This is a genomic window from Burkholderia sp. AU31652, from assembly GCF_002223155.1.
Lineage (GTDB): Bacteria > Pseudomonadota > Gammaproteobacteria > Burkholderiales > Burkholderiaceae > Burkholderia.
Genome location: NZ_NKFG01000007.1, coordinates 799,061 through 821,462, shown reverse-complemented (window position 1 = coordinate 821,462; position 22,402 = coordinate 799,061). Strand labels below are relative to the sequence as shown.

At 62.0% G+C, this 22,402-nt stretch carries 14 protein-coding genes and 2 pseudogenes; 9 read left to right on the top strand and 7 right to left on the bottom strand.

Annotated features, from left to right (window positions below; all coding sequences use genetic code 11):
- Positions 1-53: 53 nt before the first annotated feature.
- Both CFB40_RS35410 and CFB40_RS35405 read left to right on the top strand, forming a co-directional pair.
- Positions 54-340, top strand: a pseudogene (locus CFB40_RS35410) (DUF1330 domain-containing protein).
- A 58-nt stretch (positions 341-398) separates the two neighbouring features.
- Positions 399-860: a hypothetical protein gene (locus tag CFB40_RS35405; RefSeq protein ID WP_143329944.1), complete on the top strand. Its 462-nt coding sequence runs from the start codon at positions 399-401 to the stop codon at positions 858-860.
- A 133-nt stretch (positions 861-993) separates the two neighbouring features.
- On the opposite strand, the gene CFB40_RS35400 is transcribed toward CFB40_RS35405, so the two are convergent.
- Entirely contained in the window at positions 994-2,694 is a 1,701-nt protein-coding gene (locus tag CFB40_RS35400; RefSeq protein WP_089433967.1) for a dihydroxyacetone kinase family protein, read from the bottom strand.
- Between the two features lie 622 nt (positions 2,695-3,316).
- On the opposite strand from CFB40_RS35400, the gene CFB40_RS35395 reads away from it, so the two are divergent.
- Together CFB40_RS35395 and CFB40_RS35390 are read left to right on the top strand one after the other, a co-directional pair.
- Entirely contained in the window at positions 3,317-5,590 is a 2,274-nt protein-coding gene (locus tag CFB40_RS35395; RefSeq protein WP_089434049.1) for a LamG-like jellyroll fold domain-containing protein, read from the top strand.
- Positions 5,591-5,736: 146 nt separating this feature from the next.
- The gene (locus tag CFB40_RS35390) at positions 5,737-7,983 is read left to right on the top strand and encodes a WD40/YVTN/BNR-like repeat-containing protein (RefSeq protein WP_256976974.1); all 2,247 of its coding nucleotides are present in this window, start codon (positions 5,737-5,739) and stop codon (positions 7,981-7,983) included.
- 291 nt (positions 7,984-8,274) lie between these two features.
- On the opposite strand, the pseudogene CFB40_RS35385 reads toward CFB40_RS35390, so the two are convergent.
- The 6 genes and pseudogenes from CFB40_RS35385 to CFB40_RS35360 all read right to left on the bottom strand — a co-directional run bounded on the left by CFB40_RS35385 (position 8,275) and on the right by CFB40_RS35360 (position 15,338).
- Positions 8,275-10,343 (bottom strand): annotated as a pseudogene (locus tag CFB40_RS35385) (phosphocholine-specific phospholipase C).
- A gap of 973 nt (positions 10,344-11,316) precedes the next feature.
- On the bottom strand, positions 11,317-11,904 hold the full coding sequence (locus tag CFB40_RS35380; protein WP_143329943.1) for a hypothetical protein: 588 nt from the start codon (positions 11,902-11,904) through the stop codon (positions 11,317-11,319).
- A gap of 86 nt (positions 11,905-11,990) precedes the next feature.
- Positions 11,991-12,416, bottom strand: coding sequence for a DUF4440 domain-containing protein (locus tag CFB40_RS35375; RefSeq protein WP_143329942.1), 426 nt, complete (start codon positions 12,414-12,416; stop codon positions 11,991-11,993).
- Between the two features lie 298 nt (positions 12,417-12,714).
- Positions 12,715-13,761: a heme-dependent oxidative N-demethylase family protein gene (locus CFB40_RS35370; protein ID WP_039340456.1), complete on the bottom strand. Its 1,047-nt coding sequence runs from the start codon at positions 13,759-13,761 to the stop codon at positions 12,715-12,717.
- A 12-nt stretch (positions 13,762-13,773) separates the two neighbouring features.
- On the bottom strand, positions 13,774-14,739 hold the full coding sequence (locus tag CFB40_RS35365; protein WP_089433963.1) for a PDR/VanB family oxidoreductase: 966 nt from the start codon (positions 14,737-14,739) through the stop codon (positions 13,774-13,776).
- Positions 14,736-15,338: a dimethylamine monooxygenase subunit DmmA family protein gene (locus tag CFB40_RS35360; protein WP_089433962.1), complete on the bottom strand. Its 603-nt coding sequence runs from the start codon at positions 15,336-15,338 to the stop codon at positions 14,736-14,738. The genes CFB40_RS35365 and CFB40_RS35360 overlap by 4 nt, the downstream gene beginning before the upstream one ends.
- Before the next feature lie 259 nt (positions 15,339-15,597).
- On the opposite strand from CFB40_RS35360, the gene CFB40_RS35355 reads away from it, so the two are divergent.
- From CFB40_RS35355 to CFB40_RS35335, 5 genes are all read left to right on the top strand, one after another.
- Positions 15,598-16,776, top strand: a complete 1,179-nt coding sequence (locus CFB40_RS35355; protein ID WP_143329941.1) for a PAS domain-containing protein — start codon at positions 15,598-15,600, stop codon at positions 16,774-16,776.
- Positions 16,763-18,220, top strand: a complete 1,458-nt coding sequence (locus CFB40_RS35350; RefSeq protein ID WP_089433960.1) for a sigma-54 interaction domain-containing protein — start codon at positions 16,763-16,765, stop codon at positions 18,218-18,220. Before CFB40_RS35355 ends, CFB40_RS35350 begins: the two co-directional genes overlap by 14 nt.
- Before the next feature lie 191 nt (positions 18,221-18,411).
- Positions 18,412-19,914 (top strand): aldehyde dehydrogenase, encoded by a 1,503-nt coding sequence (locus tag CFB40_RS35345; protein ID WP_089433959.1) that lies wholly within the window; start codon positions 18,412-18,414, stop codon positions 19,912-19,914.
- A 138-nt stretch (positions 19,915-20,052) separates the two neighbouring features.
- Complete coding sequence (locus CFB40_RS35340; RefSeq protein ID WP_089433958.1) at positions 20,053-21,591, top strand: APC family permease; 1,539 nt, start codon at positions 20,053-20,055, stop codon at positions 21,589-21,591.
- A 282-nt stretch (positions 21,592-21,873) separates the two neighbouring features.
- Positions 21,874-22,353: a hypothetical protein gene (locus tag CFB40_RS35335; RefSeq protein ID WP_089433957.1), complete on the top strand. Its 480-nt coding sequence runs from the start codon at positions 21,874-21,876 to the stop codon at positions 22,351-22,353.
- The last annotated feature ends 49 nt before the right edge of the window (positions 22,354-22,402 follow it).

Here is a 22,402-nt window from a genome sequence, read left to right as displayed (position 1 = left end):
CGATGCGCGGCCGTCCCATCCCCTTTCCACGCAGCGCATCAGGAGCACGCATCTTGGCCACCTACATCGTGTTTACACGTGAAAGCATGCAGGACCAGCAGGAATTCGACCTCTACCAGAGCAAGGTTGGCGCAACGCTCGCCGGGCATCCGGTGAAGGTGCTCGCAGCTACGGGCCGCAGGAAACGCTCGAGGGCGAAGGACCGGAAGGCGTCGTGATCGTCGAGTTCCCGTCGAAGGAAGCGGCGCACGCGTGGTATCACGGCCCGGAATATCAGGCCGTCGCCCAGCACCGCTTCAAGGGCGCGCGCTATCGCGCCGTGCTGGTCGAAGGCGTCTGAGCGACGTGCATACGGTGTGTCCGGCGGCGCGCCGCGACGCCGGCCGCCCGGCCCGACGATGAAACCATCGACGTCCGCCACCGCGCCCGTTCGCCCGCCGATGGGCCGCGCCACGACCGTGTTGCTCGCGATCAGCGTGCTGCTCTATCTGGTCGCCATGTTCACCGCGCCGTTCCGCACCGGCGCGCCCGCTCCGCATCCATGGGCCGACGGCTGGCAGGTACTGTTGACGGGCTGGATGGGCGTGCTCGTCGGTATCTATGCATGGCTCGCAAATCCGCTCGTGTTCGCCGCCTGGCTGCTGACCGCGAAGCGCTACCGCGCGCAGGCGGTCATGCTGGCCGGTCTGGCGTTGCTGTTCGGGATGAGCTTCCTGTCGCAGCACCAGATTGCCGTCGACGAAGCCGGGAACGTCGAGCCCGTGCATCTCGACGCGATCGGCTATTGGTGCTGGCTTGCGAGTTTCGCCGTGGCGGCGGTTGGTGCGGCGTTGTTGCCCGGGCGGACGAAGATGCACTGATTGATTGCGGATGGCCACACAGGTGACGCCACCTGGTGCCGCAACGATCCGCAGCATCGGCACGTGACGCGATATGGCGTCTTGCATGCCGATGCATTGAAGGCGCGCCGCCGATGGCGCGCCTTCGCGACCCTCACCCGATGTGCGCCTGCAACGCACGCAGCCAATACGACACCGCCACCGCGCCGCCGTCCGGCGTGCCGATCGCGCGTTCGCCGAGATAGCTGGCGCGCCCGGCGCGCGGCGTCATGCGTGCGGTTTCCTGCGCGCCGTGCTCGGCGGCTTCGACTGCCGCGGCCCACGCGCTGGCGGGATCGCGATCGTTGTCGAGCGCACGCTCGAATGCCGCGACGGCCGGGACCAGCGCATCGAGCATCGTCCGGTCGCCGGCATGCGCGCCGCCCAGTTCGCTGATCGAATCCACCGCGCCGCGGAACGCCGCGGCCCAGTCACGCGCCGACGGCTCGGCGATCTCGGCCAGCCGGCGCGACGCGCGCAGCAGTGCGGTTGCATAGAACGGCCCCGAACTGCCGGCGATCGCGCGGCGCAACGCGGCGCCGAGCGCCGAGAGTGCGCCGGCCGGCGTGCCGTACGCGCCTTCCGGCAGTGCGAGGATCGCTTCCGCCGCGCGCAGCATGCTCGCGCCGAGATCGCCGTCGCCGGCCGCCGCATCGAGGTCGGTCAGCGTCTGCTCGTGATCGATCAGCGTCTGCGCGACCGCGTGCAGCGCCGGTTGCAGGCGCGCGGCCCACGCGCGGCCGGCCGCATCGAGCGGCGGCAACGGCGCTTCCTGCACGGCGGCCGAGGCCACGCGGATCTGCGTATTCACCGCGCCGCCGCCCGGCCATGCGCGCGCCTGCGTCGGCGCGTCGAGCAGCACCGCGCGTTCGTCGTTCAGCCGCAGCACCGAGATCGAGCAGCCGGGCATGTTCAGCGCCGACAGGAACGTGCCGGCCCACGCGCGTGCGACGACGAGGCCGCGCCGGTGCAGGTTGTCGTGCGCGGCGCGCAGCACGATCGCGAGCTCCATGTCCGGCGTCGCGCCGAGGCCGTTGACGAACAGCGCGACGCGTTCGCCGCGGTCGAGCACGAGATCGGCGACGATGCTCGACAGCAGCGTGTCGACCAGCGCATCGGCCGGCAACGGTGCGCGACGTTCGACGCCTTTCTCGCCATGGATGCCGAGGCCGAGCTCGATCTCGTGATCGCCGAGGCTGAAGCCCGACTTGTCGGCGCCCGGGATCGTGCAGCCGTCGAGCGCGACGCCCATCGTGCCGAGTTCGGCCGCCGCGTCGCGCGCGATCGCCGCGACGCGGGCGAGCGGCAGCCCGCGCGCGGCGGCCGCGCCGGCGAGCTTGTGGATCAGCACGGTGCCGGCGATCCCGCGTCGCTGGCCACGCTCGACGCGGCCGCGCAGCGACACGTCGTCGGCGACGATGACCGTCTCGACGGGAATGCCTTCGGCGCGCGCGAGTTCGGCGGCCAGCCCGAAGTTGAGCCGGTCTCCGGTGTAGTTCTTCACGATCAGCAGTGCGCCGTTCGGGCCGGCGCTGGCGCGGATCGCGGCGAGCACGGCGTCGGTGGACGGCGACGTGAACACTTCGCCGCAGACGGCCGCGCTCAGCATCCCTTCGCCGACATAGCCGCCGTGTGCGGGCTCGTGGCCGCTGCCGCCGCCGGAGAGGACGGCGACGGGGCGCTGCGCGGGCTCGGGCAGCGGCTGGCGGACGAGCACGTGCTCGTCGCCGAGGATCGCGACATGCGGCGACTGCCGCGCGATGCCTTCCAGCATTTCTCGCACGACATCGGACGGGCGGTTGACAAGCTTTTTCATGGCGACGGGTTCCGGACAAGTGAACGAGGCTCGGCCGGGCCCGCACGGGCGCCGGACGGCCTTTCGTGTTGCGCAGGATCGTGCGGGCGCTGTCGCCGGGGGCAGGCGGTCATGGAATGGATGACCTTCCACAGGGGCGAAGCGACGCGCACGCTTCGCGCCACGATACATCAGGTTCGGACGTTGCTGCACGGCGTGCGGCGCACGCCCATGCATGTTGTGAGATGCGCGGCCTTTGGCCGCGTATTCCGAGCGAGACAAGAGATGCAAGTTCGGCCGCAGCCGTCAACGCCGAACTTCTATTGGCAGGGGGGTCGTCGGATTCGAGATGGCGTGCTCCGCCGTAAGCGCGCTACGGACAACAGATCATGCCCAGGCTCGACTTTGTTTTGTTCTACGGCGGTGCCCAGCCGCTTCGCGCATCCCTCAATCCATCCATCACAGATGTGACAAGTGCGTGTCATGAGTGAATATGTTTTTTTTCGCTTGATTGCCTCCCTATCGTGCTGGATAGAATGCTACGCGTTCCTGATGAATACGGAACGGTTCGTACATTTTTTTTCGCTTCGACCATAGCTAAAAAACTGGGGATCCCAACATGCGAGACAACGGAGCACTGACGATGCCATCCGAGGAAATCGTCCCACTCGGCGACATCGAAAATATTGCACGACGCCATTTCGTGATGGGGCTCGGTGCAACGCTTCTGGCGGGATGCGGCGGCGACGGAAGCAACGCGGTGACAGGCGGTGAGCGTACTTCGGCAAACGGCATCAGCCAGGCGTCCGGCGTTGTTCCAGCTTCGGACGGTATCGGCGCAGGGGCGACGTCGGCAGGCACTGCCCAGACCCGCGCCTTCACGCATCCCGGGTTGCTGCATACCGAGGCGGATTTCGAACGCATGCGCGCTAAAGTCGGGGCCCACGCTTCCCCGTGGATCGACAGCTGGAACGTGCTCGTCGCCAACGGTCACACGCGCCTGACGAACCAACCGAACCCGCAGGTCGGCATCTATCGCGGCAATGATCCCACGCATGGTCAGAACTACGGCGCGCTCTACAACGACATCGCCGCCGCCTATGGCGACGCGCTGCGCTGGAAGGTATCGGACGACAAACGCTATGCCGACAAAGCCGTGGAGTATCTGGACCAGTGGGCGTCGACGCTGACGACGCTTGGCGGCAGCGACGTGGCGCTCGCCGCCGGCATCTACGGCTACGAATTCGCCAACGCAACCGAAATCATGCGCGGCTACAGCGGCTGGAGTCCGGCCGGGCTTGCCGCGTTTCAGGCCATGATGCGCAAGGTCTTCTACCCGGTCAGCCATGCTTTCCTGACCCGTATCGACACCGCGATGGACACGCACTACTGGGCCAACTGGGGCCTGGCCAACATCGCGTGCATCCTGGCCATCGGCGTGCTGTGCGACGATGCCGAGCTCGTCAACGAGGCCGTCACCCATTTCAAGACCGGCGGCAGCAACGGCTGCATCCGGCAAGCCGTGTACTACCTGCATCCCGGCAACCTCGGGCAATGGCAGGAAGCCGGCCGGGACCAGGGCCACAGCACGCTCGGCATTGCATTGACGGGCGCCATTTGCGAGATGGCGTGGAATCAGGGCATCGACCTGTACGGCCATGACAACAATCGCTTTCTGGCGGGCGCGGAATACGTGGCCAAGGCCAACCTGAAGCAGGCGGACGGCGCGTTCTACACGGTGCCTTTCGTCACGTACCAGAACAGCGCCGGCGTCACCCAGACGCAGTTCTCCACCGGCGGGCGAGGCGACGCCCTGGGGCGGCCCTGCTGGGCATTGGTGGCCAACCATTACATCAACCGCAAAGGTCTGGCGGCGCCTTACACCAAGCGCGCTGCCGAACTGGTGGCACCGGAAGGCGGCGGCGGCAACTACGGCCCCAACAGTGGCGGCTTCGATCAGCTTGGCTACGGCACGCTCACTTGCACGCTCGACCCCGGCACCCCCGCCGCAACGCCGACCGGCCTGACCGGCTACGCGAGCGCGGGCAAGGCGGTGCTGTCGTGGTGGGGCAGCAGCAACGCCGTCAGCTACAACGTGAAGCGCGCCACCATTGCCGGCGGGCCGTACAAAACCATCCAGAGCGGGATCACCGATCTGCTGACCTATACCGATCTGCCAGCCGCTGCCGGCACGTATTTTTATGTCGTGACAGCGCAAACGATTGCGGGCGAATCGGCGTTCTCCAACGAAGTGAAAGTGATCACGGCGCAGCAGCTGCTCGCGCACCTCACGTTTGATGAAGGCAGCGGCATCACGGCCGCCGATAGCTCGGGCAACAGGCGCAATGGCACGCTCAACGGCGCAACGTGGGCGGCGGGGCACAGCGGTAACGCGGTCTCGCTCAACGGCTCGGGCGCGTATGTCGCGTTGCCCGACGATCTGCTGGTCGACGTGTCGGACTTCACCCTCGCCAGCTGGGTGTTCTGGAACGGCGCGCAAACGTGGGCACGCCTGTTCGACTTCGGCACGGGCTTCCACCGCTACATGATGTTCACGCCGCGCGGGCAGTTGCGCAACGGCTGGGCCGGCATGCGCTTCGCCATGACGGCCAACGGCCCCGGTGACGGCCCGCCGGAACAGATCATCGACGCCCCCAACGAGCTGCCGAGCAAGCGATGGGTGCATGTGGCCATCACGCTATCGGGTTCGACCGGCACGATCTACGTGGACGGCACGCCCGTCGGCACCAACACGGCGATGTTCCAGGCGCCGTTCCGCTTGGGCAGTACCACGCAGAACTGGCTGGGCAAATCGCAATACGGTGCCGACGCCACGTTCCACGGCCTGATCGACGATTTCCGCCTCTATCGCGGTGCGCTCGGCGCTGCGCAGATTGCGTCGCTCATGACGAGTTGATCACGCAGGGCCCGATGGCGGGCCCTGCGATGGACCTATTTCTATAAGGACTTCTGATGACCGTGTTTTCTCAACGATGGATCGCCGTTGCGGCGATGGCGTGTGCGTTATGGGGCTGTGGTGACGGATCCGATAGCGCGACAGGTGTGATCCATGCGGGCGCCAATTCAGCTGCCAATCGCAGTCAGATCGGCGGAAATGGCAGCGGCAGCAACCAGCCGGCGGCCAGCTGGACCAGCGTCAAGTGGGGCGGCGGCGGCTACGTCACCGGCCTGATCTACCATCCCGCCAACGCGAGCCTGCTGTACGCACGTACCGACGTTGGCGGCGCGTACCGCTGGAACGCGACCAACTCGACGTGGACGCCCATCACCGACGGCGTCGGTTTCGGCTCGGGCGAGGGCGATTTCCACGGCGTCGAAAGCCTCGCGCTCGACCCGAACAACGATCAGCTCGTCTACATGGTGACCGGCATTACCGTGACGCAGGGTCACAACGGCCGCATCTACATCTCGAGCAACCGCGGCGATACCTGGACGCACTACGACCTGCCGTTCCCGGTGGGCGGCAACGACAACGGCCGCGCCACGGGCGAGCGCCTGCAAGTCGACCCGAACAATCCGTCGACGCTGTTCTACGGATCGCGCACGGCCGGCCTGTGGAAGAGTGCCGATTCGGGCCGGACCTGGACGCAGGTCACGGGTCTGTCCTCCACCACGATCAGCGGCGGCAGTTCCCCGATCGGCGTCGAACAGGTGATCTTCGATACGTCGGGCGAGGGTAGCGGCCAGCCGACCTGGATCATGTGGGCCACCGTCGCCCCGGATTACGCCAACGCGGCGGGCCTGACGTCGACCCTGTACAAGTCCACCAACGGCGGCTTCTCGTGGACGCCGGTGCCCGTCCCGCCGACGGTGTCCGGCTACTACATCCCGCACGTCGTGCGCACGTCCGACGGCAACTTCTACGTGGTGTTCAACGCGGGCGTCGGCCAGGGCATCGGCGGGCCGAGCTCTCTCTACAAGTTCGGCGGAAGCAACGACAGCAACTGGACGCTGCTCAACCGCTCCAGCAGCAACGGCTTTGGCGGCCTGTCCGTCTCCGGTCTGGGCGCGTCCGCCCGCATCGCACTGGGCATGACCGGCTGGAGCGACACCAGCAAGACCATCCAGCTATCCGACGACGGCGGCAGCACGTGGCGCGAAATCGAGGCCGGCATGCCGCATACCGGCACTGCCTCGGGTGGCTGCGCCGGCTGGGTCGAGAGCGTCGCCATCGACCCGGCCAATCGCGATCACGTCATGCACGTCCACGGCGGCGGCATCTGCGAAACCATGAACGCCTCGTCGCCCACGCCAACCTGGCGCGCCAAGGTCGACAACCTCGAGGAAACCGTGACGCTGGCGCTCGTCACGGCGCCGCCCGGCGCGTCGTACAACTTCATCAACAGCGCCGGCGACATCGGCACGTGGGTCAATACGGACCTCTCGACGAGGCCGACGAAAGGCCCGTTGAACACGTGGAGCAGCGGCAATTCGGCCGACATGTCGTGGTCCGATCCGACGTACATCGCCGCCGCAGGCGTCGACAACGCCAACGGCCATGCGACCAAGGGCTTCTGGTCCGGCGACAGCGGCAATAGCTGGGCGACGTTCGCGACGCTGCCCAACGGCGCCGCGGCAAGCCAGAGCAACGTGGGCAACCTGGTCGTCCCGTCCCGCAACCACGTGACCTGGGCACCGCCGGACTCGGTGCCGTCGTACACGACGAACAATGGCGCCAGCTGGACGGCGACCAACCTGCCGGCGTTCAGTGCCACATGGAACGGCTTCCCGCGTGCCTACCGCCTGGCCGCGGACCGCAAGAACCCGAACAAGGTCTATGCCTACGACTCCGGCGGCGCACCGTGGAGCTGGCAGCGCGGCAAGATCTACGTCTCGAACGACGGCGGCCACACGTTCACGCTGAGCCAGGGCTCGGTGAACGCGAACCTGGCGTGGAATGCGTGGCGGGATACGTCGATGGTGGTCAATCCGAACGCCGAGGGTGACCTCTGGCTGGCCGACGGCACGGCCGTGTACCACTCGGTGGACTCGGGGGCGACCTGGACGAAGCTCGGCGTCTTTGCGTCGACCAATGACACACCGGGCGCCACCGTGATCGCGTTGGGCAGGGCACCGACCGGTTCGTCGTACTCGGCCGCGGTCTATGTGGAAGGCACATTGAACGGCGTCTGGGGCATTTACCATTCCGACGACGGGGGTGCAACGTGGGCGCGCTTCAACGATGACGCGCACCAATTCGGCGACTCCGGCGTGATGGCCGGCGACTGGAACACGTATGGCAGGATTTACGTCAACGGCGCCGCTCGCGGTCTGATCTATAGCAATTGAGGTTGATCGACCGTAAGGGGCCATTCTCGACGTCTATGTCACGGTGCGCTGACCAACGAGCATGGGTGTCCACCGATTGGGGAGGTGGGCACCTATGGCCGACAAAGACGCTGAGTTGATCGTTTACCGCTACGGTGCGATCGCCTGCTCAAACGCTGGTTTCGTACAACGCGCGATAGGGGCTGCCGGCGCGGCTCATAGCCCCCCGCGGCTGGGCATCATCGTGATACCCGGCCGAGCGGAGAGGTTCCCTCCGCCTGCTAGTACGCGGGCAGAGTCACTCGATGTGATTCAGGCCATCGACGGATCGGTGACGCCCGGGCACCGGTTTCGACATGTCCGGCAAACTGCCGCAGAAAGCGGGCATCGGTATCGCACGTGATGCTGATGTCGTACCACCGCTGGCTTGCCGCAAGAGCCCACGGAACCTGTACCGTCCGACCGGCCTGCACGGTCATGGATTGCGCCGCGAGACCGTAACGGTTGTCCGTGATCGAGAATGTCACGGTGGTTTTTCCGCTGTTGGTCAGGGTGATCTCCAGATCGCCCTGGGTGACCTCATAGCACACGGTGGCTTCTTGCGTACCCGCATTCGAGCCGGATGAGCTGAAGCGTCGTACGAAGCCGTTCGGGGCAACCACCGTAATGTCGTATGCGGCGGCACCCGATCCCGCGGCGGAAAAGCTCCAGTTGTCGGACAGCCTGGTCTGGGCATCGACCGTATAGCGCCTGACGGACGTCGGTGAAATGGCGGAATAGACGGAAAAACCGGCCGCAACGCTTCCGCTGTTCACGAACGTTAGCGTCAGGTTTCCGGATCCGGCATTTTCGGCAGCATTGACAAACAGTTCGTACGGCAGAGCGCGCGCGTTTCGGCTCCCGCGCTCCTGCTGCGTGATCACCTGGGTTACCGGCGCGGCGGGCATCGGTAACGTGCTTTGCGCGGCAGCCGCCTCACTCAATCCCGCGACCGACGGTACGGTAACCGCACTCGTGTCGGGGCTGGTGAAGTCGAAAGCCGACGTCAGGTCGCCGCATATTGCGCGGCGCCATGCGCTGATGTTCGGCTCGACCACGCCGAAGCGCTTTTCGATAAATTTGATGATCGACGTATGGTCGAATACCTCCGAGCACGTCCATGCACCCTTGGACCACGGCGAGACCACGAACATCGGCACCCGGGCGCCGAGTCCGACCGGGCCGGCGGGATTTGTCGCGCTGCCTGAGTAGAATTCATGCGCGGTTGAGACGTTCGACAGCCCGTCACGGCCAGACGCCGGGGGCGACGGGGGGACGACATGATCGAAGAATCCGTCGTTTTCGTCGTACGTGATGAACAGGGCCGTTTTGCTCCACGTATCCGGATTGGACGTCAGTGCGTCCAGGACGGCAGCGATGTAGGTCGCACCGTCCGCCGGCGAGCGAGCCGGATGCTCCGAGCACATGTACGGAGGCAAAAGCCAGGATACCTGCGGCAACGTCCCGGATTTCACGTCACGGGTGAGGTCCGCCAAGGTTCGCTTGGTCGTGCCGTTTGCCACGAGTGCCGGGTCCGCATTGTCCGACGTATATGCGAGGAAGAAATTCAGCACGTTGTACGGATTCGGATAATCGACGTTCGTGGACCCCACGGGATTCGGCTTGAGGGTCGTCTTGAAGGATTCGCTGCCGTCCGATCCTTGATAGACATGCCAACTGATACCGGCCTTTTGAAGTCGTTCCGGGTACGTCGTCCAGGTGAAGACGTTCGCTGGCGTGTTATCGATCAGAGGCCCGCCGCCGGTGCTTGCCACGTCGATCATGCCCGTCATCAGATGAAGGCGATTCGTGTTGGTCGGCCCCATGCAGGACGAAAAATAGGCATCGCATACCGTGAATGCATCCGCAAGGGCGTAATGGAACGGGATATCACTCCGCGAAAAGTGGCCCATCGTGAGCGCGCCTTTCGCCGCGACCCAGTTGTCCCAGCGACCGTTGTTCCAGGCGTTGTGACCGTCGGGCCATCCGTGCGGAAGCGAGCTGATCGTTTGCGCTTTCGTCGAGTTGCTGTCGAGATGGAAGGGGGTGACATACCCACCATTTCCATTCGATTGATTCCAGATGGCGCTTTGATTGTCGACGGGAAGCGTCGACCGGTCGTTAAATCCGCGAAATCCGGCTTGCTGACCGAGATAGTGATCGAAGGAGCGATTTTCCTGCATGAGGATGACGACGTGTTCGACATCGGCGATCGTCCCCGTCTTCGAGGCGGCCGGAATGGCGAGCGCGCGTCGTATGCTCGCAGGCAACAGCGACATTGCCGTTGCCGCACCCAACACGGTTGCAGATTGCTTGATGAAATCTCTACGGTTAACGGTCATGATTTGCGTCGAATGATTGATCAGTTGCCGCAGTGGTAAATCTTCTTGACGGCAGGTGTGGAGTTGATCGTGCTGTCGTCGCCACCGCATCCCGGCAGAATTGCGCTCGCCAAAAGCAATAAAAGACAGGTGACTGCTCGCGTTTTTTTCATCTTTGATCCTTGGCCAACTTCGAAGCGTCATGATCCTTGTCGGCCGCGAAGCTGAAATTGAGCTGCCGCTGCTCACACCTGCGTGAAAGCGACGGGAGATGATGCTGTTGAGTTCGAGAAAGGCCGTGTGCCGCTCGCCGGTTCCCGGTGTTGGTCAGTGGACGACTCGACGCGAGAGGCAGGGCCATGCCAGCGTGTCGAGCTGAACGCCCCGCACGCCGGAACACCGAGCGTGTCATCGATCGGAATCCATACCGGAACCTGGACCGGGGCGATGGCGCAGTGCGCAAGCGTGCGCATTCGAACATTGAAAGATGACGATATGGAGTCGGAAATATTCCGTGCCATTTCAATGAATTTCGGATTGCTTTCGATGACATTCCGATTGCATGCGTTTCCGGAGGTGTGCCGATGCGTCGGAATCCGCCCCGTCCGTGCGGTATCGAGCGGGGTTTCCTGCATACATGGTCTCGATGAACGGGACGCGATCGAGAGGGAACCGACTCCCGGTGTTGACGTGGGCGACGGTGGAGATCTCCGGGTTGATCTTCTCGCTTGCAAAGCATGGTGTCGCCCTGATCGTCGGGTCGTCGGATCGAGGCGACGTACCTGGGCCAAATGTGCCGATCGTGTGCGGGTGATCGGCGAAGGCGAGTAGTGCGGTGAATCCGTCAGCCACTCTGCGGTGGGTGTCCGAAGGTTCCACTAACCGTGACCACAGATACCGCTAGCGCGTGAGGTCTCGGTCGCGGCGCCATCTTTCGCTCGCGGTGACACGTTTTCCTGGTCCACGATTACCGGCAGCACTTGGTACTAGCGCTTCAGAGTATGAGATAGCCTCGAGCCAGGGTCCGCCGCAATGACGTTTCCCCGCGAGTGCTGGGTACACTCAGCGACGCGTCGCCGACATGCACACCCATTGCAAGCATATCGAGTAGCGCTCGCAATCTGCGTTGGCGGGACAGTATTTCCGAGAATGCAGCGTTCTCACGGAAGATGCGCGCTTGCAGTGCGCGAACAGTCGTTTCAGTTTGTTCTGCAATGGTCGCCAGCGTCCATCGGTCATGGGGATAGAGGAATATCTTCCGAGCGAGCGCCAGCGAGATCGAGGCCGTCTTGGTGTGGGTTGCGAGAGACAGGTCCTCCCAGTCCTTCGCCGTCATCGTCACGCCGCAATCGTGCTCGCAAAGAATGTGAACCGCCGCCTCAGCTGCACCGCTGGCATCCGGTTCCAATTGGTAATCGAAGCGGCGACTCACCGGAATCTGAATGCAACGTTGTCGTTGGCTCGGCACCAGATCGATACCTTCGACGTTCTGCAAACCTCGCGCGCATTTGATGAATATGTCGAATGGAAAGCTAAGCCCGTAAAGATGTAGCGAGCGGGTGACCGAAAAGTCGAACTTCATCGTAGGGCAGCCCTGAAACATCGACCAAAACGTGGAAGGAATTCCCGCGCGAATATCGCGCGGGTAAAGGTCATCGTTCCGACCGTTCAAACGCCGGCGACCGCACCTTTGAAACTCCCCTCAACGTACATCTGTCCTTTGCAGGTCCATTTGCCGTCAATGCGCTCCCAGACGTAGAGCACCTTGTACGGATGAACTTCCTTCTGGCCGTCCGTTGACACGAGTGTGACCTCCGCGAAGTCCCATCCGGCATCACCCACCCGGTGGGCCGAGACGGACTTGGCCTCAAAGGTGTATGCACCGACGAAGTCGGCGTAAAGCGCTTCGATCGCCTTCGCGCCGATGGCCGTCTCCTCTTCCGCACCGACGGACCATGCATCCGGCGTGAAGAATTCGTAGGCGACGGTGCCTGCGTTGTTGGTCGCGAAACCGTTGGTCAACACCGCGTAATTGGCGGCAATCGCTTGTTGAAACGCTTGGTCCAGTTGCTCTTCAGATTGCGCTTGCGACATGAATGTCTCCTTGGTTGAAAGTAACATCGGAAAAGAGCGAGAAAGTCGTCCAGCAGTGGGATGGACGCGAGCACTCGAAGTCGTCGCTCGCGACCTTCGCCGTTCCACGTAAGGGTGCCGTGCGTGCGGGTGAGGTAGCGCGAGGCACTCACACAGACTTGAAGCCGCACACGGGTGAAATACGCCGCCGGCAATCAACCGCGGCGCGGGTTTACACGATCCTGATATCGCACCGGAATATTCCCTGCCGGGTACATGGGCAGGCGCCGGGAAACACGAGGCGCCTGCGCAGCGGCGCTTACTCCGGACCGTTTCCGGGAGAAGTCGGAGCGCCGTCGTCGAACTTCGACAGGTACTCAACCATCAAGTCGTGGTAAAGCGTAAAGCCCTTGTAGTCCCGGATTTCGGGGTTCAGGTCTCGCAAGACGCGGTGCATGCGACGGCCCCACTTCGGGATGGTGCACAGTTCTTCGAGGCTTGCGAAATACGTCCGCACGGGAAACACGATCGCGTTGCTCCGTGGCAGACGGTGCAGCGGCTGCAACTCGACGCGCATATTGACCTTCTTGCCCACGTCGTCGAGCGTGAGCTTCGCTCGGTCGGGGGCCCACTCCGGCAGCGTCTCTGCGGACGTCTCGAGGCGCGGGTTGACGGTGAAAGTCCAGTTGAGACGCCGCACCGGATGGCCGATACGCATGCGCTTGAGGAACTTGAGACCCCGCTCGAGAATGCCGCTGTCGTGCAGCGACGAGATCGTCGGGCCGTGCCACTCCTTCCAGCTCATGCCGAGGTTGAAGCGCAACGAGTAGTCGGCGCGCTCGGTCGCCATGGCCGCGGACCAATAGAGGGTATCGTCGCGGTCATCCACGACGATCCATTCGCCTTGAGCCTGGCGAGTGATGTATTCCATCGGCTCATACGGCAGGGTTTTCGGGTCGCCGAACGTGAAGGTGTCCTTGATGTTCAGCAGCTTGTTCTCCCACGTCCACTGCGAGCCGTCAATGCTCAAAGTGAAGTACTCCGGGTAGTCGGCCGCGTACGACTCCATGATCAACTCGAGCAGGTCCCACTGCGCTTGCATCATGTTGGGCAGCGCCTTGAAATGCTGCCCGGGACGTTCCTCCAATGCAATCGCGCGTTCCTTCATCTCCGCGACGTAATGCTCGTCGATGTCGAAGTTGGCGGCGTACACGGTACCGGGAACCTTGACGTGAGGCTCCAGATTCATCGTGTACTCGTACTTGTCCTCGAAGAACGGGAACGGCCAACGCTGGATACTTTCTTTGCTATTCCGGAACGTGTAATCGTCGCGGAAGGTTTCGGTCGTGTTGAAGACGATAGACATGATTCGCTCCGGTTACAGGTCGAGGACAAGCTTCTTGCATTTGGCGCGGGACACGCAGGGCATCATCTTTCGATTGGATGCCTTGACGTCGTCGCTGAGCCAGATGTCTCGATGTTCAATTTCGCCATCGAGTTCGAGCACATCGGTTTCACAGTGCCCACAGGCACCACCACGGCAGAGGTAAGGCATGTCGAGGCCGGCGCCCTCGATTGCCTCGAGCAGGCTGAGTTCAGGCGGGACCATGATTCGCTTGTTGGCCTTCTTCAGAAACGCCTCGAACGCGTCTCCAGTCGATGCTTCAACGAACTCTTCCCAATGAATGTGGCTGTCCGCCCACCCGAGCGCGCGTGCGGAAGCGACAACCGCTTCAATCATCGGAGCCGGGCCGCAAATATAGACGTCGGAGCCCAACGGCTGACTGCCGAGAATCGCGTCAAAGTCGATTTGGGCGTCAGCGCTGTCGTAGTACAGCTCCGTGGATCCGATCTCATCACCCGCGATAAATTGCTTCATCCCGTTGTGGTCCATGTTGCGGATCGCGTAGTGCAGTTCATACGGGACCGAGCCGACCTGCAGGTCGTGAATCTGGGAGATGATGGGCGTGATGCCGACGCCGCCTGCAATGAAGATGTGCTTCAGCGACCGACGGTTAAGCGGGAAGTTATTGACCGGGTGCGTGATGTGAAGCGTCATGCCGACGCGAACATCGTTGTGCATGGCGAGCGATCCACCGCGACCATTGTCTTGGCGACGAACGCCGATTCTGTACGACGTCGTGTCGAACGGCGTGCTCATCAGCGAATACGGGTTGCGATAGATTTTTCCTTCGTCGGGAATCAGCACAACCACGTGACTTCCGCCGGAGAAGCCGGGAAGCGGCTTGCCGGAAGGGTCCTGAAGGGTGAATACCTTGATGAGCGGGGTGATGTCTTCGATTGCGGTGACAACAACCGGCAACGTACCTGCATGCGCGTTCATGTGTCGAGCTCCTCTGCCGCCGGCATGTTGCCGGTCTGTTCGGCGTCTGCCTTCACGCCCATGAATGCGGCCAGGCGGCCCGAGTAATGATCGCGAACCACGAGGTCAAGGCCGCAGCCGGGGCACTGGAAAACACGATGCGTGACGTTCTCCGTGTAGGTATCGCAGTGAACACACCAGACACGGCGAACGTATGTGCCGCCGTGCTCGCGCAGCACCTCGTCGCGGTTCAGGTTGAACTTGTTTGCGACTTGCATCGCCGTACCGATGAAGCTCTCCGAACCGGCCAGATAAAGACGCAGTCCCGTCTTGGCCGTCGACAAATACGTTTCCAGGTAACCGACGAGTTCGGCGTTCGACTTGAAGAGCCTGAGGTTCTCCGTTTCGATGGCCTGAAGTTCCGCCGAGAAGTCCTTCCCCGAAAACGACTCGGTGGAATAGAAGACGACGGTGCGCTCTGACTTGTCGGACAACTCGCCGAGCAAACGCAAGAGCGCTTGGCCCCCGCTTCCCTGACCCGCTATGACGTGGAGCGCACCGTTGGACATCGGTGCGAGGACGTCATACACCGGACGGCTTTTTATGCCGGTGATTAACATGGTTGAAGCCTCCTTGGACGTTCGTTCGATCCGTCGCCGCGTCGGCAGCCACATCAAGGCAGCCGCAGCAAACGAATTCGCCCTACTACAAAGCGAGACTCGTGCCAGCAGCCTGAATGCCTTGTCACACATGGGCTGTCAGGGAAATCCCTAGCAAAAAATAGCTATCTCAATATTTTTGATCGATGCAAATTCGCAGCAACGAGCAACAAATGCGCATCAGTCCTGACGTCGGGACGGCGCTGTGACGGAGGTCCTCGTGCTGTCAAACATCCCGGTATTGGCGCTCACCATTGCGAGGTCGGGAGCGGTGCTCGACGCAAGCACGCTCCTGACGGAATGGTGCGGAAATGTCGAATCGCTCATCGGTATGCCGAGCGCCTCCCTCTTTACAGGGAATTCAGTAGGTCTCCTTGATAACTATCTGGCGCTCCCGACGCTTGACACGGTGACCGCAAACGAAGAACTCGAGATGGTGCTGGACGGTGTACCGACGGCCGTCAGTTCCCGGCTCGTCGGGACGCTTCATGACGGAGAGCCGGCGTTGCAGGTTTTCGCGGTCGAGAGTGTTGGAGGAAGGCAGCTTCTGGCGCAAGTGCAGAGTGGTGCCGAACTGCTGCGTGGTTACATCGAAACCACGAGCCAGCCTATGTGGTGCATAGAGTTCACTGAACCCGTCAATCTTCAGGAGAGCGAGCCGGAGATCATCCGCCAGGTGTTTTCCAACGAGTGTCACTGGTCGAACTGCAACGAAGCAATGTCGCGCTTCTACTCGCTGCCCGAAGGCGTGGACATTAACGACCAACCCGTCCGAACCTACTTCCCTCGCAGCCCCCAGAACGAGGCATTTGTCCGCAATCTCATCCGGAATGACTTCAACGTCGATCGCAGCCTCACGATCGACCTGAAATATGACGGGTCGACGATGTATGTCGAGAACAACGTTCGAGGCAAGATTCAGGGCGGCTATCTCACCCGGATGTGGGGGACGCTGCAAGACCTGACCGATTTCAGAAACGAACGTGACAAGCTCGTACAGTCGGCGGAGACCGTCCAGCGCATTCTCAGCGCGATCCCCGATGCGATTCTGGTCGCAAGCAGAAGCGGGACCATCACCGCGGTCAACCCCGCTTGCGAACGGCTCTTCAACTGTCCCGCGTCGAGCATCCTGCACGGCCGGATCGGCGATTTCATCTCGCTCGCTGATGCCGACGTTGCACGCAAGTGGAGCAACGGCGAAACGCATCGCTGGCTTGATGTCGTGAAATTCTCGAACGGCGCCGTGATGGACTGCGATGTGCGAGTCGGCCCGGTGGGGGACGACCTATTCTCGGATTTCGTGTTTTCCATTCGTCCTGTCGCACCTGTCGTGCGCAGTTCCGGACAGGCGCGACGCGCCGTCACCGCTTTGAAGAGGTCCTCGAATGAAGTTCGCTGACATGTCCGAGCGGGACGAGACCGGCTGGTCGCATGACGAACTGCTGGCGTTTCTCGGCGACCCCCGATGGAGCACGATCTGCGACCTTTTGCCGGACGGGATGCTCATGATCGACCGTGGCGGCGTGACCCGGTATGTGAATGCGGCGGGTGAAAGCATGAACGAGTTGCCTAGAGCCTCCATCGTGGGCCGGCCGCTACTCGAGTTCGTCAACGAGTCATTCATCCAATGCCCCGGCGTCCTCGAAGCGTTCAACAAGGGGGAGCGCTACCACGAGAACCTCGTCGATGGCACGGGCCGACGTCTCGTGATTACGGGTCGAGCGTTGCGCGACAGCAAGGGCGCCATGACCTGCTACATCATTCTGCAGCGTAATCTCGACGCGTTCACCAAGGGCGCCCCGTCGAATGCCGGCCAGGGCGGCAAGGAGGCGAACCAGTCGCAATCCGAGCCGAGCCCGTTGATGGGAGTGACGGAAGACACGGCGAGATTGCTGACCGTTGGCCAGCGCGCGATCTCGATGGGGAGTCGCGTGCTGTTGCTGGGTGAGTCCGGTGTCGGCAAGACGGAATTTGCGAAGTTGCTGCACCGCCGTTCCGGCCGGGAAAGCTCGCCTTTCGTTCACGTGAACTGTGCGGGTATTCCCGAATCCTTGTTCGAGTCGGAAATGTTCGGCTATGAAAGGGGCTCCTTCACAGGTGCGCTTACTCGGGGCAAGCCGGGTCTGATCGAATCCGCCGACGGGGGAACGTTGTTTCTCGACGAGATTGGCGAGACGCCGTTGCAGTCGCAGGCGAAATTGCTGATGGTTCTTGAATCCGGCCTGGTGCAGCGGGTCGGCGCGATGCAACCGAGAAGGGTCAAGGTCAATGTGGTAGCGGCGACCAACCAGAATCTGCGTGAACTGGTGGAACAGGGCCGCTTCCGTCGGGACCTTTACTACCGGTTGTCGGTGGTCGTGCTTTCGTTGCCTCCACTTCGTCTGCAGCGCGACCTGATCGATCCTCTGGTGGAGCGTTTCCTTTCATCAGTCAACCAGCGGCGCGAGACGCCGCTGCAACTCACAAAAGCGTGTCGAGACAAGCTCCGGCAGTACGCGTTCCCCGGCAACATTCGAGAGCTTCAGAACCTCATCGAATACCTGTCGGTGGCGTGCGAGAGCACGGCAAGCGAAGAGGATCTCCCGCTCGAGGCGTCCGCAAGCGGGCCGTTCGATGGTGGGGACCCGCTCAGCATTGGCCAGAATGCATTGACTGTCGATATCGTCGATGAGAGCGAGATATCGGAGCTCAGTCTGAAAGCGCTGGTACGTCGCTACGAGAGCAAAGTCATCGAGGATGCCATCAGGCGCTGTGGTAGCAAACGCAAAGCCGCGGAGTTGCTCCAGACGGACATCGCCACCATCTCGAGAAAGAGCAGACCCTCTGCCGCTGCAGAAGCATGATGCGGAAACGCATCGTTCGATACGACAGTGCATCAACCGATATTTCAGGAAGCTAACTAAAGCCAGCAAACCTAATAGATACAAGGCTTCTCTCGCGCAGGCATGCAATTGGCACGGAAGGTGCATTAGTGTAGTCCGACTGGCGGTTCGTTCGGAGCACCAGCTAAAACATGTTTGAGGAGCATCAAGAAATGAGCGAAGAAGTCAAAGTGGTTGATTGGCATGCCAAGGCAAAAAGCCTCGATGTCCAGACGAAACTGTTCATCGACGGCCAGTTTGTCGATGCAGTCGATGGCGGTCGGTTTACCACGGTCAACCCGGCAACGGGCCTTGACCAGCACACGATGGTGCGCGGCAAAGAGAAGGACATCGATCTTGCCGTGGCCGCCGCTCGCCGTACCTTCAAGGAAGGGGTTTGGTCGAGGATGGCTCCGCGCGACCGAATGGACGTGCTGTTCCGCCTGGCTCAACTCATCAACGAACATACTGAAGAATTCGCGTTGCTGGACTGCCTCGACATGGGCAAGCCCATCAGCGATCTTTTGAACGGCGACGTACCGTTCTCGGCTCACACGTTCCAGTACTTTGCCGAAGCAATCGACAAGATCGAAGGGGTTGTCACCAACACCGCGTCGAGCGCTTTCCACTTCATTTCCCGTGAGCCCATCGGCGTCGTCGGTGCGGTGACGCCGTGGAATTATCCGCTGATGATGGCAGCATGGAAGGTCGCGCCGGCGCTGGCCGCGGGTAACTCGGTCGTCCTCAAGCCGGCAGAGCAGTCGCCGACGAGCGCGCTCCTGCTCGCACGTCTGTTCGTAGAAGCGGGCGGCCCGGCAGGCGTGTTCAACGTGGTGAACGGGTTCGGCGAAGACGCGGGTAAAGCGCTCGCGTTGCACAAGGATGTCGACAAGATTTCCTTCACGGGGTCGACGGAAGTCGGCAAGCTGATGATGATCTACGCCGGCCAGTCCAACATGAAGCGGGTGACGACGGAGTGTGGCGGCAAGAGCCCGCAAATCGTGTTTGACGACGTAGCCGACATCGATACTGCAGTGCGATACGCCGTGAGTGGCATCTATGGTAACCAGGGCGAGGTTTGCAGCGCCGGCTCGCGCATCCTGGTGCAGCGCGGCATCTACGAGCAGTTCGTGAAGAAGTTCGTCGAACTGGCGCCGACGATGTTCAAGCCGGGCGACCCGCTCGATCCCGACACGACCATGGGTCCGTTGGTGACGAAAGAACAGCACAAGCGCGTGTCGTCATACATCGACATCGGGCAGAGCGAAGGGGGTGTTCTCGCGCTGACCGGGCAAATTCCGGCGGAGCTTCGCGCCGGCAACTTCGTGGCGCCGACGCTCTTCACCGATGTGAATCGCAACATGCGCATTGCGAACGAGGAAATCTTCGGACCCGTTGCAGCCATCATGCCGTTCGACAGCGAGGAGGAAGCCGTCGACATCGCAAACTCGTCCATTTATGGGCTGGCTGCCGGTATCTGGACATCGAATGTCACCCGCGCGCACCGCGTGGCGCGCAACGTCGAATCAGGGATCGTCTGGGTGAATTGTTATGACCACGGCGACATGACGCAGCCTTGGGGTGGCTTCAAGCAGTCGGGGCAGGGGCGCGACAAGTGCTTCGAAACCATTCTTGCTCACACGCAGAGCAAGTCCGTTTGGCTCAATTTGGAGTGAAACCGCGTTGTTGGAGGAAGTCGGCGCATGACCGCGCCGACCCGGTTGGCAAACGGGCGCAACACCGTGCATAGCGGTGTTTGCGCCCGCCCCAAACGCCGTTTCGCCTGAATTTTCCATCTGAAGGTAGGAGACAACATGTCCTTCTCTGACCCCCGCTCTGCCGACGACGACTCGGCGCAACTCGCAGCGTTGGGCTACACATCGAGCTTCGACCGCTCGATGGGCCTGTGGCAAAACTTTGCGCTCGGCTTTACCTATCTTTCTCCCGTCGTGGGCGCGTACACGCTGTTCACGTTCGGCATGACGACGGGCGGGCCTCCGTTCATCTGGTCTTATCTGATTGCGGCAATCGGCCAGATGTTTGTTTGCCTGATTTTTGGCGAGGTCGTGTCGCAATTCCCGATTGCCGGCGGGCTTTATCCGTGGACGCGGCGCCTGGTGGGCGCGCGCTGGGCATGGATGAGCGGTTGGGTTTATATGTGGGCTTTGATCACGACCGTGGCCGCTGTCCCTGTTGGCGGCGCGCCGTTCTTTGCCTATCTGCTCGGGTTCGACGTCACACCGAAGACGACGACTATCATCGCCATCGTACTTTTGCTCGGCTCGACGCTCATCAACCTGCTCGGCACGAAGACGCTGGCACGCATTGCGATGTTCGGTTTCATCTGCGAGGTGCTGGGCGCGTTGCTCGTCAGTGGTTACCTGCTCCTGTTCGGCCGCCTGCAGCCGTTTCACGTCATCTTCGAGACGTTCAGCTTCAGTGCGGGCGGTTCGTATCTGCCCGCCTTCCTTGCCGCGGCGCTGGTTGGCATGTTCTGTTGCTATGGCTTCGAAGCATGCGGCGACCTTGCAGAAGAAACACCGAACCCGGGCAAGGCGATTCCGCGCGCGATGCGGATGACGATTTACATCGGTATCCCCGTCACGATCTACGCGTGCCTTGGCCTCATCCTTGCGGTACCCGACCTGCAGGCTGCAATCTCGGGCAAGGACGCGGACCCGATCAACACCATCCTGACGCATGCTTTCGGCGCGATTGGCGCACGGGTGGTCTACGGGATTGTGCTGATCTCTCACGTGTCGTGCATTCTCAGCCTCCAGGCCGCGGTCAGTCGGCTGGTTTATGCCTACGCTCGTGACAAGATGATCATTTGCAGCGGCTTCCTCTCCCGCATCTCTCCACGGACCCACGTCCCGGCCGCGGCGCTGGTGGTGGCCGGCCTCGTGTCCGCGTTCATCGACTGCATCGGGTTCTTCGTCCAGGATGCGTTGAACATCATCGTCAGCTTTGCGGCGGTGGGCATTTACGTCGCGTTCCAGATGGTGGTGCTCGGTGCGATGTTCGCCCGCGTGCGCGGCTGGCGCCCGGCCGGTCAGTTCTCGATGGGCAACCTGGGGTGGCTGGTCAACATCCTTGCGCTCGCCTATGGGATCGGCGCTGTCGTCAATATTCTCTGGCCTCGCACGCCCACCGCTCCGTGGTACATGAACTACTCGATGCTGCTGACCCTGGTGGTGGTCGTCGTCTCCGGGCTGCTCTATCTCTTCATCGGCAAGCCGCACCGCAAGAGTGATGCTCCGGCCGGTGACGCGCATTTGCTCACCAGGCAACGACAGTTTGCGCCTGACGAGCACAGTACGTTTCATGAAGTGACGGCCTCGCGCAACCTCTGAAGAATGGTTTTTGGACTCTCCGAGCCCTGAAACCATCCAATGCAAACGCTCCACTGGCGAGCATCTAGCGGGCTAACGTAGTAATCCTGAATAAATGGAGAGTGAAATGCGATACAAACATTTGATCAGGGGGCTCCGCCACTTTCTGGCAGAAGCGTTCGTGCTTTGCTTTGCATTTCGCACGGGGGTGTGACCTTTGGTCCGGGCGGCCCCTGGTTGAAAAGGGGCCGCTCCAGGCCGGCGTTCTGCGTTCCACGTTCAAAGACTATGTGAAGGGCCAACATGAAAATCGGTGTGATGTTGTTCGGCTGCAGTGTCCTGCTCGCATCTGCGGTCGCGTCAGCTGAGCCAGTGATCTTGTCGAGTGGCTGGACGGCGGATTTTTCGCCCAGCATCGCGGAAGGCGCGAATCGCTCGACCGCGGTGTTTCAACTGCGTGGCAGCTACCGGGTAAGTCTGCCGTCAAAGGGCGATGTCTTCTTCGACACCACGTGCGTCGGAATCGAGACTGATACGACGGTGGGCAAGGACGTGACCGCGAAAGGCACCGGCCGCTGCGAGATGAAGGACAAGGACGGTGACAAGCTCCTGAGCGCCATCGATACCGTATACGACGGCATCACGTTCAAGCTTCAGGGCGGCACCGGAAAGTGGAAGGCTGCAACGGGCCAACTCGTCTCGAAAGAAGTATTTACCAGCCAGGCGGATACCCGCTGGACCGGGTTCGGTAGTGGAAAGGGCGAAATTACCGTCTCTAAATAACGACCGAGCTGTCGTCCCGGCTTGATCTTTGAATTGTGATGACCACCCG

What these genes read in the sequence shown, in the direction of transcription:
- CFB40_RS35345 (WP_089433959.1), top strand. Translation starts at nt 18,412, where the DNA reads ATGAGCGAAGAAGTCAAAGTGGTTGATTGGCATGCCAAGGCAAAAAGC.
- CFB40_RS35365 (WP_089433963.1), bottom strand. Translation starts at nt 14,739, where the DNA reads ATGAACGCGCATGCAGGTACGTTGCCGGTTGTTGTCACCGCAATCGAA.
- CFB40_RS35360 (WP_089433962.1), bottom strand. Translation starts at nt 15,338, where the DNA reads ATGTTAATCACCGGCATAAAAAGCCGTCCGGTGTATGACGTCCTCGCA.
- CFB40_RS35395 (WP_089434049.1), top strand. Translation starts at nt 3,317, where the DNA reads ATGCCATCCGAGGAAATCGTCCCACTCGGCGACATCGAAAATATTGCA.
- CFB40_RS35375 (WP_143329942.1), bottom strand. Translation starts at nt 12,416, where the DNA reads ATGTCGCAAGCGCAATCTGAAGAGCAACTGGACCAAGCGTTTCAACAA.
- CFB40_RS35370 (WP_039340456.1), bottom strand. Translation starts at nt 13,761, where the DNA reads ATGTCTATCGTCTTCAACACGACCGAAACCTTCCGCGACGATTACACG.
- CFB40_RS35340 (WP_089433958.1), top strand. Translation starts at nt 20,053, where the DNA reads ATGTCCTTCTCTGACCCCCGCTCTGCCGACGACGACTCGGCGCAACTC.
- CFB40_RS35400 (WP_089433967.1), bottom strand. Translation starts at nt 2,694, where the DNA reads ATGAAAAAGCTTGTCAACCGCCCGTCCGATGTCGTGCGAGAAATGCTG.
- CFB40_RS35380 (WP_143329943.1), bottom strand. Translation starts at nt 11,904, where the DNA reads ATGAAGTTCGACTTTTCGGTCACCCGCTCGCTACATCTTTACGGGCTT.
- CFB40_RS35405 (WP_143329944.1), top strand. Translation starts at nt 399, where the DNA reads ATGAAACCATCGACGTCCGCCACCGCGCCCGTTCGCCCGCCGATGGGC.
- CFB40_RS35335 (WP_089433957.1), top strand. Translation starts at nt 21,874, where the DNA reads ATGAAAATCGGTGTGATGTTGTTCGGCTGCAGTGTCCTGCTCGCATCT.
- CFB40_RS35350 (WP_089433960.1), top strand. Translation starts at nt 16,763, where the DNA reads ATGAAGTTCGCTGACATGTCCGAGCGGGACGAGACCGGCTGGTCGCAT.